The following is a 13834-nucleotide window of genomic DNA, read 5'->3' as shown; positions in this document are numbered from 1 at the left end:
TAGAATTGATATCCCTAGCCTCTCCATATGATCTACACCATTCATCTGCTCACTGCTCAACCTTGTTTTTGTATAAAAACTAAATGCTTTCGTATAATATAGGTTGCGTGAAGCAACGAAGAATATAGATTTGTACCGATATTCCCTATGATTGGGGCATCAGATAATTTTGAACATATAAATTAGTCGTGATGAAAGTTAGGCAAGTATTGATTTTTAAAAGTTCTGTAAAGACCAAAGACAAGAAAAATTTTTTGATGGAGTTGGTCAAAACTCATCTTCCGCAAGTGCAAGATGCCACTGTCGATTTAGATGATGAGGATGCCATTTTCAGGTTCGAAACAGAAGAGTGTTCCATAGACTACCTGACGCATTTCCTAGCTGGTTATGGTATCCAAGTCGATTTTCTGGATTGTTTTGTAGTCGCCTAACAGCCGAAAGGTTACAGCAGTCCTCCCGTGTACTGTTTAAAGAAAGCTTCTCGATAGATTTCACCGATCGGAATTTCAAATTTGTCGATGTAAACAGTATGATTGTCAAATGAATCAATAAAGGACAAGTTAATCAAATAGGATTTACTGCTACGGGCGAAGAGGTTATCCGGAAGTTTCTGGTGGATTGTTTTCAAATTCATCGCAGTAATCAGTTTATTGTTCCGCGTATAGATGACCACGTAATCTTTGAGCGCTTCTATAAAGCGAATATCAGTAAACGCAATTTTATAGTATTTCCTGTCGGATTTAATAAAAAGAGCCTCCTCACTAGCCTTCTCCACCGTACTTTGTATTTCTGCTAAGGCCAATAGCTTTTTATAAGCTAGTGCTTTATCGATCGCTTTGGCCAAACGTTCCTTATTGATGGGCTTCAAAAGATAGTCTATTGCGTCCAATTCGTAACTTTTCAGTGCATACTGCGCATAGGCTGTCGTTAGGATCACCAACTTATCACTGGGAAGTGATTGTGCAAAATCAAGACCATTAACCGTCGGCATCTCAATATCCAGAAAAAGCAGATCTACCGCATTCGTCTTGATACATTCCAATGCTGATATCGCGTTGGAAAATGTACCAACAATCTGAATCGAAGAAATTTCTTCGATTAAATTTTTCATTTCTTCCCTCGCAAGGGGTTCATCATCTACAATAATGCAATTCATAATGGAATAGTAAGTTTAACGCTATACAGGGTCTCAGTTGTTGACACCAACAGTTCGTAATCATTTCTATACAAGAGATCCAGCCGTCTTTTGGCATTAGCCAATCCCAGCCCGCTGTATTTGCTTCGGACAAATGAGCTGTCGGGATCTTTCGAATTTTCACATTCAAAACAAAGCTGCTGATTAGCCTCAGAAAAATGAATTGTAATAAAGGTATCACCAGCGCGTGGGCTGAGACTATGTTTAATTGCGTTTTCAACAAAGGCTGTAAAAAGATGTGGTGGTAGGAATATACCTTTCTTTTCCAATTCTGCTGGGCAGGATATACGCGTTGTGAGGTTATCGCGGCGTATTTCCTCCAATTTTAGAAAATTGGAGATAAAGTTGATTTCAGACCTCAAAAGCGTCCTATCATCATTATTTTCGTAGAGCTGATATCTCAGAAAGTCTGATAGTTTCATGATGACCTCGGTAGCCATATTTGGATCTTTTCGAATTAAAGCCTTAACGTTGTTCAGCATGTTGAATAAAAAATGTGGCTGAATCTGGTTCTTCAAGGAAATAAGCTCTGTGGTCAGCGCCAAATTTTTCAGTTCAGAAATGCGCTTATTGTCTTCCAACCAACGTTTAAAAAGCTTGAAAGTCGTCGTAGTTAGAATAATAGGGAGACAGATAAATAAAGCTGCAATCAACCCCATAGAATCCGATTCAGGCTTTTTTATAGCCGGAACATGAATGGAATAGATATAGTTGGCAATGTACATAACCACCAGTAAGCTAGCTGTCACCAGCAGTATTAATGCTAAGACATATAACTCATATTTGGCCTTAAAGAAAAACTTGGGTATAAGTACATACATATTAGCGTAAAACATGCAGACAAACACAAACCATAGGATAATAGAAAAATAAAACCGATAACTACCCTGAAAATGAGAACTCGAATTTGCATTTGCAAAGAGCAGGAGTAAACCGATCAGAAAAAACACGTGTCGCAGTGGCCTGAATTTATTTTCAGTAAAAAACCTTAAAACGATACTATTATTGAAGTCTTGCATGCAGGAGAATAATGTTAACCCGAATAACAAAAATAGTGCTTTTCTTGCCACATAACCGATCTCTTATACGAAGGCTTGTTTTTTTTATACCAAAACTAGTGAATGATCACCTTTAGTCAGAGGGAAATCAATTCAGGTCTGACCCTCGAGCATAATCTTGGCCGATCTTTTATTGCCCCCTTAAATCTGGACTAAAAACTATACCTCGTGCACACATGTTTGAAAAAAATAACACCCAGCGCGATTATGTATGGGAAGCAAGTCCCGATCCGTCGTTTTATATTAATGCGGGACTTTCCTTCAATCCCTTTACTAAGAAAAGGAAATAATATCTTTTTTTCGGGTTATCCACCCCATATAAATCGATGATTGAAAGAATCGAATAGGAGGTTCAAATCCGGCTTCTTCACAGAGCTCGGCTAATCGCTCTTCCGAAACATGCAACAATTCATGTTCGATTCTTCGCAATCTTTGAGCGACCTGTGTTTCATCTATCCCCTTGGGCAGAAGGAGCCGCAACAATTGCAAGTTTTGTTGAATCTGCTCCTTATTGCCCGTAATGTCTAATAATAGCAACGGTGCTTGCGGTAACATTCTCTTCGAGATATTTTGGAGCAGAACCAATTTATCACCATTGTCTTCTAAAAAGTGTAATACTAACAAAAGCGTCGCAGCACCATATTGTTTCTTTTCGTCCAAATCACTTACCACACCTTCGACGAGATGAACATTCTCATCCGCTTCAAATTTTTCCCGGGCCTGACTAATCATCTCAGGTGACGGATCGACTCCTGTTATTTTCCAAGATTCTACCGTCTCGGCAAAGCGTTCGATCTCATTTCCTGTACCACAACCCACCACCAATAAATCCTTATTTTCAATTTCTTGAAGGAGCTTAGGCAACAGATCTAAAAAATAATGGTAATTGGGAATCCATGTCTCAACAAATTGATCATAGCCACTGGCACGTTCATTTTCAAACAGTTCTACTTTATTCATCTATATATCAATAATCGTTCAACAAAAAATTAGAAATCATTTAAAAGGCTTTAGTCCTTCTTCATTCCAAATATATGGGGAAAGCTCATTATTTAAAACTATTCTAAATAACATGAAGCTATTCTGACAATCTCGTTACTTATATTTCGTCGGTTAGCTGGGTGCCTGAGTTTTATATGCTGGTCAGGTAAACCAATATCAAAAAGGCCAGAGAATCGATCTCTGGCCTTCGAAAAATACAATATCTAACCTACATTACCTATTTTTTTAACCATTGCAAATCACAAATAGTTTTAAATATTTTTGGGAAACTCGTCTTTCCACCACGTATAACGCCAGTCATCGCCTTCTTCTTCTGTCAATAGGCATTCTTCCAGTTCTGCCAAATATTTTTCCTTATCCAGATCCTGACCTATAAATACCAATTCATTTTTTCGATCTTCCCACTCCGGATGCCAGCTTTTAAGAAGCTCAGCTCTAATTTCAGCATAATTAGGGTACTGATAGCGCTGCTCCTCGGGCATACTACTCCACCATGAACCTGCACTTTCCAACCTTACGCTACCACCTGCCTGACTAAAGCTAATCGCCAGATTCGGTCGGGAGGCCAACCACAGGAGACCTTTGGCTCGTATGATATTGTGCGGGTAGCGCTCGTTGAGATAACGGTGCAATCGTTGTGGATGGAAAGGACGCTGCGATCGAAAAACAAAAGACGAAATACCATACTCCTCTGTTTCAGGGCTATGTTCACTTTCAAGTTCACGGATCCATCCTGCCGAAGAAGAAGCTTCGTCGAAGTCAAACGAGCCAGTCCCCATGATTTCCTTTGGATCAACACGTCCAAATTGGGCACGGATAAGCTTAGCTCCTGGATTGAGTCGCTTAATAGCAGACTCCAGAGTGCCCAAAGTTTCCTCAGATACCAAATCGGCTTTATTCAGCAGGATAACGTTGGCGAATTCGATCTGATCAGTCAACAGATTTACAATGGCCCTGTTGTCATAATTGTCATCCGTCAGTTTCCTATCCAATAGGGTATCCGCGCTTCCAAAATCTTTAGCGAAGTTAAAACAGTCCACAACAGTTACCATGGTATCAATGTAACTGAACGTAGACAGATCAATCGCATTATCAGCACCAACATAACTGAATGTCTGCGCCACTGGGATAGGTTCCGAAATACCGGTACTCTCGATAAGGAGATAATCAAAGCGATTTTCTTTTGCTAGGCGCTCCACCTCCACCATCAAATCCTCCCTTAAGGTACAACAAATACATCCGTTACTCATCTCCACGAGCTTTTCTTCTGTTCGCGAAAGTACATTTTCGCGCTCAACAGCCTGCGCATCAATATTCACTTCACTCATATCATTGACAATAACGGCAACTTTCTTGCCCTCTTTATTGTGTAAAATATGATTCAATAGAGTTGTTTTTCCTGCACCTAAAAATCCACTTAAAACGGTGACAGGCAATTTAGCTTTTTTGGAAATGCTGCTCATACTAATTTCGTTTAAACAAATGTAACAACAAAACATCGTAAATGCAACATTGTTGCTTAATAAAAGTGTACGCAAAACCAACAAGCTTCATAACTCTCTTAAAAACTCATGAATAATGAAGACTCATTTAACATGATCAGCTATTCTTTGCCGTAACATCCGTTCACGATCATCATCCCAATATTTGCAGTCTAGTTCGATAAACAGGGAACTGTAAGGTACTGTTGATTCTGTCTTCAGTATAACAACGCCGAAAAGCTGCGCGGCTTTATCCATTTTCGCAAACACCGCTTCGTGCATCAATGGGATTAATTTTGTCTTCGGAAGTAACTTCTTTAGACTTTCCTGATGTGCTTTCAAGCCCGGAGCGATGCTTTCATCCAAATATCCAAGCTCATTGTCTTCATAAAAAATAGGCCTTACATGCGTTTGCGTATCGAGTAGCCCCACAACCGTATTCAATACTTCAGGCATATTTCTTTCCGTATTGATTATCAGCATACTTTTGTTTGCAGGAATAGGATAGGCCTTATCCACAATCAATATCCAGTTACGGTGTCCCAGCAAAGGTAATTGCTGCGTAAATAGATCTTGCCAATCTGGTTTTAATGGTGGGTCACCCAAATGACGTGGCGATGAGTTGCATCCCGCCATTACGGCAAACATCATGGTAAAAAGCAAATTATTTATCCATTTTTTCATAACCATTGTATTGTTAGTATATCTCCGATTTTTAGTGTAACTTGGTTCCTAAAATTGAGGATCAAACGTCCGTCCAAACGCCTCAATCCAACCAACCTGATCGACGTATCATTTTGGTTTACAATAACATTAGTCTTATCAATCGATAATCCATCTGCATCACCGATATGAAATTCATTGAGTGTCAACTGACCATACTTCAAGGTTAATGTACATGTACAGTCGCTATTCGTTTTTCGCTTTTGGGAATAGGTTCCCCATCCTCTTGCTGTTGTGAAAGGTGCTTTAAAATCGGATCTTCCGAACTTAGGTGCAAAACCGATCTGTCCTTTGGGTCCGTGATAACTGAAACCACAGGCGCTGATAAAGGTTCCATAACTCGCCATTGCCCGTGCGTAATGATCGCTGCATTCAATTTCGTTAAAAGGATTTCTCTTGGCCGCATGATGACGATCGTGGATCGCCCTTGTCAATGCCAAACTTTCATCAACCATGCCTTCTGCCATCATATGTGCAGCGACCTGATGTTCAAACCCGCTCATGCACTCATGAAAATAACCTAGTTGCCATGTTGTATTATCACCGTAAGCCTTGTCTTCATTCTTAGGGTTGGTATTCATAACCATCCCACCCTCCCCTGCTAAGGCATATGGTCTTCCACCAAGATGTGTTTTTATATAAGGCCCTACATCCATGGTGAAGTTATATTTCCAGAGTGCTTTCAAGGCAGATATGACTTTCTCCCGACTACTTATCCGTGGCATATCCACCTGGGCGCACCAAGCCTGTCCATAGACCTGATCAATATGACAAGTATTATAGGATCCCAACATCTTCCGCCCTTGCAACATATCGGGACGATGAATATAATACTCCCCGTTGAAGAGCTTGCTATCCATATTTTCAGATCCTTTGCGCACGTATTCCAAACACAATTTTTGAAACTTTTTATCGCCGACTTCCTGTGCCATCAATGCGGCGGCTTGTACTGCAGCGAGACACAATCCGACAATCCAGGCGATTTCACCTTCCCAGACCGCATCCAGTGTATTTTCCATTGGTGTATCAGTCATCCCATCACCGTTTTTATCCTGATTAAGGACAAATTGAACCGCCTTCTTAAGCTTAGGCCAGTTTCTTTTCAGGAATTCGCTATCACTACTCATCTGATGATCGCGATAAAACCGTAGAATCACACCAGCCTGCCCATCGATAGCTGGTCTTTTTTCATATTCAGCACGAAAGATAATGGCACCGGTATCAGCTTGAAAACCTACGCCCAGATCTGTTACTTCACGTAAATTACGTTCAAGATCCGGAAATATCCTGCCCATAGATTGTCCATATTGCCAAACGTGGGTACAAGTACCAGCACATGCTCCTACTCCCTCCCAGCCCCAGAATCTTCCTGAAGCAATACGCATGGTGTTTGCTGTGGCCAATGTTCCTATTGTGACAAAAGTGCGATCCATAAACCAGTATGGCAGTGTCGTATCATTCCAAGTTTGCTGCCAGGCCATGGTTTCACGCTCAAGCTTTTCGCGATTGACCAAATAATAATTTATTACCCCCCAGGCATCGCTAAACTTGGCACCGTACCAATACCCCGATTGCGCATCCTTTAAATGATGTTTCAGTTTAGGATGGGGGTTATTAAAATACCAAGCTATAGCATAAGAAATTTGGCTCGTTGCTTTTGCCCTTATTGTCCGTAACACCGTAAAAGCCCCTACTTGCATAGCAGAAAAATCCACCGTTGAATTATTCCTATCAGCCTCAATCGCCTGAGGTTTTACAGGCCAATCTTGTAGCCTTGTCGTCGGCTGTGCTTCCTTATCCGTACAGGTAAAAGCCATTGTTCCGTGGTCGCCTGCTTGCATGGCTTGATCGGGAACCTGATCACAGCTAAAAAGCAATACTTGAGTACCAGCATATTCGGCGAGATAAGAGCGTTTCTTTACCACATCAAAATCATTCCGTCCTTTATGAACACCATTTTCCATCCACCCCGTCACAAATACATCGATTGGCGCATCGACCTTATTCTGTAGCTCGATATGTAAGGTAGTAAGGGGCAATGAGGAGTTGTCCTGATCCAAAGGAATAAATGGCGAATAGGCAACCAACACCACATCCAATGGAAAATCTACGCTGCTATAGGTAATTCGACAGGTGGGATATGTCGCTTCAAATACAATCTCATCCCAATGGCTTTCTCGGAGTTCTTTGGTTACCTGCTTTCCATTAACCGCAGTTGAAATCGCAAATCCTTGCTCCATACTTCGAAGATTGTCTGCAATAGCAGGTTCAATATAAGCTGATCCATCCCTCGGGCGCACAGTAACGAGTTCCCTTCCATTGTTCCACAGCACATTTTTGGGTTCTATCCCCTCACATTCACCGTCATAAGCTGTATTAAATATCTGCCAAAGCCATAGTCGACCATCACCTCCTATATAGACGGTACCCGCATGTAAGCCCCCTACGGGCATCCCAATGTACCGAAGCTCATTTTTACTTTTTCGATAGCTAATCTTCTCTCCCTTTTCATAGAGGGCTTCAAGCCACTGTCTACTGAAACCTTTTTCCTCTGGAATGTTGTGTATAGGTTTATCCCAGGCAAATAGGGTATTTGACCATATTGGAAATTTGGTAGCCAGGAAGCCTAGTCCAAATAAACTGGCTTTCTTTAAAAAACTTTTTCTATCCATTCGTTTATAATTTATTGCCGTCCAAATCTAACGGAAGGAAATACTGGTTTGTCCTTGCAAGATATTGAAATATCCTTTATATACGGCAATAAACATCCAAACAACAAATGGTGAATTAATAAAAAATTAAAGCCGCCTGATGTAGCAAAATCAGAGCGGCTCAACTTACAGCACAGGAAAGTCTGTAAAGGTTGTCTACCAGTGGACCTATTCGCTTAAAACAAACGCATTTTAAATCCCAGTTGGTACTGGTCAATATGTGCATCCCAGTTGTCTACAATTTTATTATTCTTTTTGAACTGCCGATATCTAAAATACAGCGCACCAAGATCTATGCCCAATGCGTATCCTATCCGTGTACGACTGTTGAACGCGGGTGTTCCGTCGTTGAGTTTATACGTATCGTCGTTGAGCAACATATTCAAGTCTAGGCCGCCTAAGATTGAAAATTTTCTCGTAAAATTAACCTTAAGGTATGCCGGCGTGTTGAGATATTTCAGCGAGCGGGTTCCCTTGGACAAACCTCCGGAAAGAGAAGCGGTATTGTCGTTGACACGTATTCGAGTTAAGTTGTAACTAGGTTCAAATTGAATATCCATCTTGCTATTAAGTCCAAAAATCAAATCTGCTCCCAATTGATATCCCATTCTATTGGCGCCAAATGCATTTCCATTTGCACGTGAAATATTACCTCCCACCCGAAGTCCAAACCCCATTTGTCCGTAACAAAGCGTATTGAAGCCAAACAATACCATGATCAAAAAACAAACTAGCGGACAATACTTCAATTTTAATCGATTTATTTTTATCATTTTTACAATACACCACATCGTTACTTCACACAAACAATTGTTTTCCGATAATTTGTCTTTTCAAGTAAGTATTTGTAATCCATTTAAACAAAGCTAAAATTCCTTAAAAAATAGATTTAACATATTATACCAAAGGGCTGATTTTTTATACCAAAAGGCTCCTTTAAACAAAAAAGGCCAGGTAATCAAACCTAACCTTTTATCCTTAATTTTCCTTTTTCTATCAATTATCCTAGGCGCTAAATCACTTTAGATGGTTAATTGCTGCTATTTATTACGCTATTTGATCGTTACAGCAAAAGCATATTCATCTGGAGGAAGACATTGTGAAGCGTCACATGCTTGCCATTCCACGGTACCTTTTACTGTTGCTGTTCCTTTAGTGAGCGAAACTTTTTGCTGAAAGATCACTTCATTGGTGAAGTATCCCACGTCCATTTTGAAAACCTCTTCGTGTTTGATCTTCGGTTTTGGTTCAGCCGTCTTACCGAGCAAAGCATAGTCAGCTGCTTTACCAAAATTGAAAGATGTTGGAATTGGGCCACCATCTTTTACATTTTGGGAGTAAATATGCCAACCATTTTGAATAGTAGCCTTCACATAGACCATAGCTTCTTTGTTGTTCAATTTTTTGCTGGCCACAGTCCACTTAACAGGTTTATGAATCTGAGCGAAAGTCCCCGTAACAGCGAACATAACCACAGTTACTAACAATAAAATCTTTTTCATCTTTGTATCAATTTTTCAGTTTATTATTTCATCGGCAGCATACCTCTTGCAGTATTTCCCCTAAAAAATATGCTGCCTAAATGCTTACAACAATATTCGTTATAAACAGAACAAAACACAATACGATTATAAAAAAACAATAAATTTTATCAAAAAATATACATATAACCAAATTTTTTACAATCTTAGGTTATCCGTTTTTTCAATTCCAATAATATATTCAAAAAAAGCTATCAGACTAAAACAAAGGGTTTTGTCAAAAATAGCATATTGAATAGCTTTCCCATTCGTTCTGCCGTATAACACCATCCAGAGCTAATCAATTTTACTTAATTATCTGTATCTTATGCTTTATTCACATTTATACCATGGCTATACCAACCACAAAAGACGAACTTCTTCAAGCGATTCGTACAAATTACAGCAAGCTTGTGTCCGAACTTTCCGATATTCCTATCGATCAGACTAATCTTCTTACACTTCCGGGGCATACTAGAGGAACGTCAATGAGTATAAATAACTTAATTTCCTATCTAATTGGCTGGGGGGAGCTGGTGCTCAAATGGAATAAGAAAAGTGAAGATCACAAACAGGTTGATTTTCCGGAGACCGCTTTTAAATGGAACGAGCTCGGCAAACTGGCTCAAAAATTTTATCAGGATTATGCCGACATTAATTTTACGACATTATGTACTAAACTAGATCAAACTGTTTTAGCAATTGAGGAACTCATAGCGCAAAAAAGTAACATGCAGCTTTATGGTGTACCATGGTATGAAAAATGGACTTTAGGCAGAATGATTCAGTTGAACACCGCTTCACCATATCAAAATGCGGTCGGAAGAATCCGTAAGTGGAAAAAAGAGCAAAAAAATGAACAGTATCCTTAGTTGGCCAATCAGCGAAAAAACTTAAAAAACAGTAAACCATCTTTGGCTAAATATTGTTATTCAATAAACATATATATTCATTGCTATGGGAAATCTATTATATACTATCGCTGTTATTTTGGTCCTGATATGGGCAATCAGTTTCTTTGGGGGCTTTGTTGGCGGCGGGCTAATCCATATTCTTTTGGTGATAGCTATCATTGCAGTACTTTTACGTGTGATAAAGGGAAATGCGTAACAAATTTTTCAACAAAAAAGGTCCTCACTTTCGAAAAGAGGACCTCTTTATAGCTGTTAATTATTGTGTTGAAATTAAAGACACCGTTTATTTTAAATATGTAGATCTCCTTCTTTACCTATATCTTGTGTACTACCGGTTACAGCCGCTTTCAACATCTTAAACAAGTTGACGACCATATTGGAGTTTGAATCCCAATAATGTGCTTCGTCAGGTGTGATCTGCAGCAACTGAATATTGGGGTCCTCTTTTCCTTTCTTAAACCATCCTTCCATCATTTTGTTCCAATAGCGGTCTATCCTTTCCTGATCTCGAGAAAGACTCGCTGAACCATTTATACTCAAAAAGGTGTAGGTTTTGGGATCCGCATAAAACAGGGAAACTCTGGGATCCTGTGAAATATTTTTAAAGGTCTCACTTTCCGCCGAACAGATGTACCAAATATCGCCATTTGCATCCACTTCCTGTCTGCTCATCGGAACACCATGGGGATAGTCAGAATTTGATGGGAACGAACAGACCGTTCCTACATCAATTTGATCAACGATCTCTTTTAGCTTTTCTAAAGCTTCTTTATTATTCAAATTATTCTCTGCCATAATATGTAGTTTATTCATAAACAATATCCCATCACAAATCGTTTATTTTTTAAGCAAATTCAGGCAATCTTCGAACGCTAAGGGTGAAAAATGCGACTATAAAAAAGGCAAATCAGGTAATTTTACGCGCTACGACTACTAATAATATTAGTATTTTTACAGCAAACTATTAAAGAATAAATCATGTTTGGTTTTGATGATAAATTACGAATCTTAGCTGACGCCGCTAAATACGACGTAAGTTGCAGCTCAAGCGGAAGTAAACGAAAAAATAGTGGTGGTATAGGTGATTCATCGGCTAGTGGCATTTGTCACACCTACACCGAAGATGGCCGCTGTGTTTCTCTGCTAAAAATTTTAATGACCAATTATTGCATCTACGACTGTTCCTTTTGTGTTAGCCGACGAAGCAACGACGTCCAAAGGGCAGCATTTTCAGTGAAGGAAGTCGTCGAATTAACCATGAACTTCTACCGTCGTAATTACATTGAAGGTCTTTTTTTAAGTTCGGGTATCTTCAAATCCGCAGACTACACGATGGAACGCTTAATGTTAGTTGTTAAAAAACTTCGAACGGAAGAACGTTTTCATGGTTATATCCATCTCAAAGCCATTCCGGGTGCGAGTGAATCGTTATTAAAAGAAGCTGGTCTATATGTTGACCGGATGAGCGTGAACCTCGAAATTCCCACTGAAGAGGGACTTAAACTAGTTGCTCCCGAAAAAGATCATCAGTCCGTTCGCGAGCCTCTGGCGATTATTAAAAATGAAATTCTCAACCTTCGTCAGGATCGAAAAAAAGACAAGAAAGCCCCCTTATTTGTACCGGCAGGCCAAAGTACGCAGCTCGTTATTGGAGCCACACCAGAAAGCGACCTACAAATTATGGAGGCGGCCAATACATTCTATAAAGATTACAATCTCAAGCGGGTGTATTATTCGGGTTATATTCCCATTAATGCTACCGATTCCAATCTTCCCCAAATCGGAACATCACCACCGCTTGCGCGTGAAAACAGACTTTATCAAACAGATTGGCTTCTTCGGTTTTATGGTTTTTCGCTTCATGAAATACTCAACAGTACGCATCAACAACTCGATCTGGAAATAGACCCAAAACTTGCTTGGGCGCTACGCAACCCGCAATTCTTTCCCATCGACATCAACAGCGCTACTTATGAGTGGATTATCCGAATCCCGGGTATTGGCAGGCAATCCGCCAAAAAAATTATACAGTCGCGCAAATATGGAAAACTAAAGGAATATCAGCTTCGAAAAATAGGAATTGCCTATAATCGCGCCAAATATTTTATGGTTTGTCAGGATACACTCATCGCTGGGGGCTTCCACTATCCTGAAAACATCAGAAAGTCTATTCTTGAAAGTAATCCTCGTACACAAGCCACGGCTTCCAATACACAGCTAACACTTTTCTGATGGACTATATTTTTGACGGAAGTTATTCCGGTTACCTCTGTTGTGTATTTGAAGCTTTTGAACGGAAAGAATTTGATAGCATTCCCACAACAGAAAAATCTATGACAATTAATATTTTTTCGCAAAAGCGACAAGTACATACTGATGTAAAAAAAGCCATGCGCATTTTAGTGGGAATGGAAAAGATACTTGGAGCACAAGAAACAAAAATCTTTTATCATAATTTTTTGTCCGATAATCAATCTGAATGGTTCAATGGATTTCAACTGATTGTTGAACTTTTTCAAAGGGGAAAATTGGATATACGCAATTATGGATACCCACCTATACTCCGTATCCATCAGATGGTCAAAAAGATCAACCGCGAACGACACCGCATGAAGGCTTTTATCCGATTTGTCCGGTCTAACGATAATCTCTACACAGCCATCGTTGAACCCGATTTCAATGTGATTCCCCTGGTTGTAGACTTCTTTAAAAACCGATTCGCGGACCAGTGCTGGTTAATTTATGATATACGGCGAAACTATGGCTTCCATTATGATGGCAAAAATATCTTAGAGGTATCCAATAACAATACATACGAGGTTCAAGATCCATATCAGCTAGAAGTGGATCTCGATCCTCAAGAAAAAGATTATCAACATCTCTGGAAGACTTATTTTAAAAGTACCTCTATTGAATCACGCAAAAACCTGAAGCTTCACTTAAGACATGTTCCAAAACGCTATTGGAAATATCTGGTTGAAAAAAGATAAGTCCCTAAGTTGCGAAAATCCTGTTCATATAATCATTTTGATCCACCAAACAACTTGCTCACCAACCAAATGACAATAGCGACTACGACAACAACCAATAGGATGCCCGACCATACACCTGCTTTAAATATACCTTCAATTGCTGCACAGCTCGACACGAGTACCAATAAACTCGACATGAGTGCAAATGGAATTAACTTTTTCATAAATACCTGTTTTAATTATTAATCGGAAGTATGA

Annotated in this window: 15 protein-coding genes; 5 read left to right on the top strand and 10 right to left on the bottom strand. The window is 39.7% G+C overall.

Features of this window, described 5'->3' with window-relative positions; translation table 11 throughout:
* Window positions 1-191 precede the first annotated feature (191 nt).
* Entirely contained in the window at window positions 192-431 is a 240-nt protein-coding gene (locus tag AAW12_RS19605; RefSeq protein ID WP_046675297.1) for a hypothetical protein, read from the top strand.
* An 11-nt stretch (window positions 432-442) separates the two neighbouring features.
* Here the strand turns inward: AAW12_RS19605 and AAW12_RS19600 are convergent, their stop codons facing one another.
* The 8 genes from AAW12_RS19600 to AAW12_RS19565 form a co-directional block, all read right to left on the bottom strand.
* Window positions 443-1156 carry a LytR/AlgR family response regulator transcription factor gene (locus AAW12_RS19600; protein WP_046675296.1) on the bottom strand — a complete coding sequence of 238 codons (714 nt, stop codon included), beginning with the start codon at window positions 1154-1156 and terminating at the stop codon, window positions 443-445.
* Window positions 1153-2265: a sensor histidine kinase gene (locus tag AAW12_RS19595; protein ID WP_197084108.1), complete on the bottom strand. Its 1113-nt coding sequence runs from the start codon at window positions 2263-2265 to the stop codon at window positions 1153-1155. The genes AAW12_RS19600 and AAW12_RS19595 overlap by 4 nt, the downstream gene beginning before the upstream one ends.
* Window positions 2266-2526: 261 nt before the next feature.
* Window positions 2527-3213, bottom strand: coding sequence for a class I SAM-dependent methyltransferase (locus AAW12_RS19590; RefSeq protein ID WP_046675294.1), 687 nt, complete (start codon window positions 3211-3213; stop codon window positions 2527-2529).
* Window positions 3214-3506: 293 nt separating this feature from the next.
* Entirely contained in the window at window positions 3507-4718 is a 1212-nt protein-coding gene (locus tag AAW12_RS19585; RefSeq protein WP_046675293.1) for a GTP-binding protein, read from the bottom strand.
* A gap of 123 nt (window positions 4719-4841) precedes the next feature.
* Window positions 4842-5420 (bottom strand): RbsD/FucU domain-containing protein, encoded by a 579-nt coding sequence (locus AAW12_RS19580; RefSeq protein ID WP_156167709.1) that lies wholly within the window; start codon window positions 5418-5420, stop codon window positions 4842-4844.
* Entirely contained in the window at window positions 5417-8131 is a 2715-nt protein-coding gene (locus AAW12_RS19575; RefSeq protein WP_053003837.1) for a GH116 family glycosyl hydrolase, read from the bottom strand. The genes AAW12_RS19580 and AAW12_RS19575 overlap by 4 nt, the downstream gene beginning before the upstream one ends.
* Before the next feature lie 215 nt (window positions 8132-8346).
* On the bottom strand, window positions 8347-8943 hold the full coding sequence (locus AAW12_RS19570) for an outer membrane beta-barrel protein (RefSeq protein ID WP_197084107.1): 597 nt from the start codon (window positions 8941-8943) through the stop codon (window positions 8347-8349).
* 279 nt (window positions 8944-9222) lie between these two features.
* Entirely contained in the window at window positions 9223-9672 is a 450-nt protein-coding gene (locus AAW12_RS19565) for a protein-disulfide reductase DsbD domain-containing protein (protein ID WP_046675290.1), read from the bottom strand.
* Window positions 9673-10040: 368 nt separating this feature from the next.
* Between AAW12_RS19565 and AAW12_RS19560 the strand changes: the two genes are divergently transcribed.
* Both AAW12_RS19560 and AAW12_RS26335 read left to right on the top strand, forming a co-directional pair.
* The gene (locus AAW12_RS19560) at window positions 10041-10562 is read left to right on the top strand and encodes a ClbS/DfsB family four-helix bundle protein (RefSeq protein ID WP_046675289.1); all 522 of its coding nucleotides are present in this window, start codon (window positions 10041-10043) and stop codon (window positions 10560-10562) included.
* An 85-nt stretch (window positions 10563-10647) separates the two neighbouring features.
* Window positions 10648-10800 carry a lmo0937 family membrane protein gene (locus tag AAW12_RS26335; protein ID WP_112376008.1) on the top strand — a complete coding sequence of 51 codons (153 nt, stop codon included), beginning with the start codon at window positions 10648-10650 and terminating at the stop codon, window positions 10798-10800.
* 92 nt (window positions 10801-10892) lie between these two features.
* Here the strand turns inward: AAW12_RS26335 and AAW12_RS19555 are convergent, their stop codons facing one another.
* A complete protein-coding gene (locus AAW12_RS19555) occupies window positions 10893-11399 on the bottom strand; it encodes a pyridoxamine 5'-phosphate oxidase family protein (protein ID WP_046675567.1) in 507 nt (168 codons plus the stop codon).
* A 183-nt stretch (window positions 11400-11582) separates the two neighbouring features.
* Here AAW12_RS19555 and AAW12_RS19550 point away from each other — a divergent pair, with 183 nt between their 5' ends.
* Window positions 11583-12836, top strand: a complete 1254-nt coding sequence (locus AAW12_RS19550; protein ID WP_046675288.1) for a putative DNA modification/repair radical SAM protein — start codon at window positions 11583-11585, stop codon at window positions 12834-12836.
* On the top strand, window positions 12836-13594 hold the full coding sequence (locus tag AAW12_RS19545; protein WP_046675287.1) for a TIGR03915 family putative DNA repair protein: 759 nt from the start codon (window positions 12836-12838) through the stop codon (window positions 13592-13594). The genes AAW12_RS19550 and AAW12_RS19545 overlap by 1 nt, the downstream gene beginning before the upstream one ends.
* A gap of 32 nt (window positions 13595-13626) precedes the next feature.
* On the opposite strand, the gene AAW12_RS26530 is transcribed toward AAW12_RS19545, so the two are convergent.
* Window positions 13627-13800, bottom strand: a complete 174-nt coding sequence (locus AAW12_RS26530) for a hypothetical protein (protein ID WP_197084106.1) — start codon at window positions 13798-13800, stop codon at window positions 13627-13629.
* Window positions 13801-13834: the final 34 nt, after the last annotated feature.

The sequence above is a fragment of the Sphingobacterium sp. Ag1 genome, from assembly GCF_000988325.1.
Classification (GTDB): Bacteria; Bacteroidota; Bacteroidia; order Sphingobacteriales; family Sphingobacteriaceae; genus Sphingobacterium.
This window is presented reverse-complemented; position numbering and strand designations above follow the sequence as displayed.

What these genes read in the sequence shown, in the direction of transcription:
- AAW12_RS19605 (WP_046675297.1), top strand. Translation starts at nt 192, where the DNA reads ATGAAAGTTAGGCAAGTATTGATTTTTAAAAGTTCTGTAAAGACCAAA.
- AAW12_RS19600 (WP_046675296.1), bottom strand. Translation starts at nt 1,156, where the DNA reads ATGAATTGCATTATTGTAGATGATGAACCCCTTGCGAGGGAAGAAATG.
- AAW12_RS19590 (WP_046675294.1), bottom strand. Translation starts at nt 3,213, where the DNA reads ATGAATAAAGTAGAACTGTTTGAAAATGAACGTGCCAGTGGCTATGAT.
- AAW12_RS19585 (WP_046675293.1), bottom strand. Translation starts at nt 4,718, where the DNA reads ATGAGCAGCATTTCCAAAAAAGCTAAATTGCCTGTCACCGTTTTAAGT.
- AAW12_RS19580 (WP_156167709.1), bottom strand. Translation starts at nt 5,420, where the DNA reads ATGAAAAAATGGATAAATAATTTGCTTTTTACCATGATGTTTGCCGTA.
- AAW12_RS19575 (WP_053003837.1), bottom strand. Translation starts at nt 8,131, where the DNA reads ATGGATAGAAAAAGTTTTTTAAAGAAAGCCAGTTTATTTGGACTAGGC.
- AAW12_RS19570 (WP_197084107.1), bottom strand. Translation starts at nt 8,943, where the DNA reads ATGATAAAAATAAATCGATTAAAATTGAAGTATTGTCCGCTAGTTTGT.
- AAW12_RS19565 (WP_046675290.1), bottom strand. Translation starts at nt 9,672, where the DNA reads ATGAAAAAGATTTTATTGTTAGTAACTGTGGTTATGTTCGCTGTTACG.
- AAW12_RS19560 (WP_046675289.1), top strand. Translation starts at nt 10,041, where the DNA reads ATGGCTATACCAACCACAAAAGACGAACTTCTTCAAGCGATTCGTACA.
- AAW12_RS26335 (WP_112376008.1), top strand. Translation starts at nt 10,648, where the DNA reads ATGGGAAATCTATTATATACTATCGCTGTTATTTTGGTCCTGATATGG.
- AAW12_RS19555 (WP_046675567.1), bottom strand. Translation starts at nt 11,399, where the DNA reads ATGGCAGAGAATAATTTGAATAATAAAGAAGCTTTAGAAAAGCTAAAA.
- AAW12_RS19550 (WP_046675288.1), top strand. Translation starts at nt 11,583, where the DNA reads ATGTTTGGTTTTGATGATAAATTACGAATCTTAGCTGACGCCGCTAAA.
- AAW12_RS19545 (WP_046675287.1), top strand. Translation starts at nt 12,836, where the DNA reads ATGGACTATATTTTTGACGGAAGTTATTCCGGTTACCTCTGTTGTGTA.
- AAW12_RS26530 (WP_197084106.1), bottom strand. Translation starts at nt 13,800, where the DNA reads ATGAAAAAGTTAATTCCATTTGCACTCATGTCGAGTTTATTGGTACTC.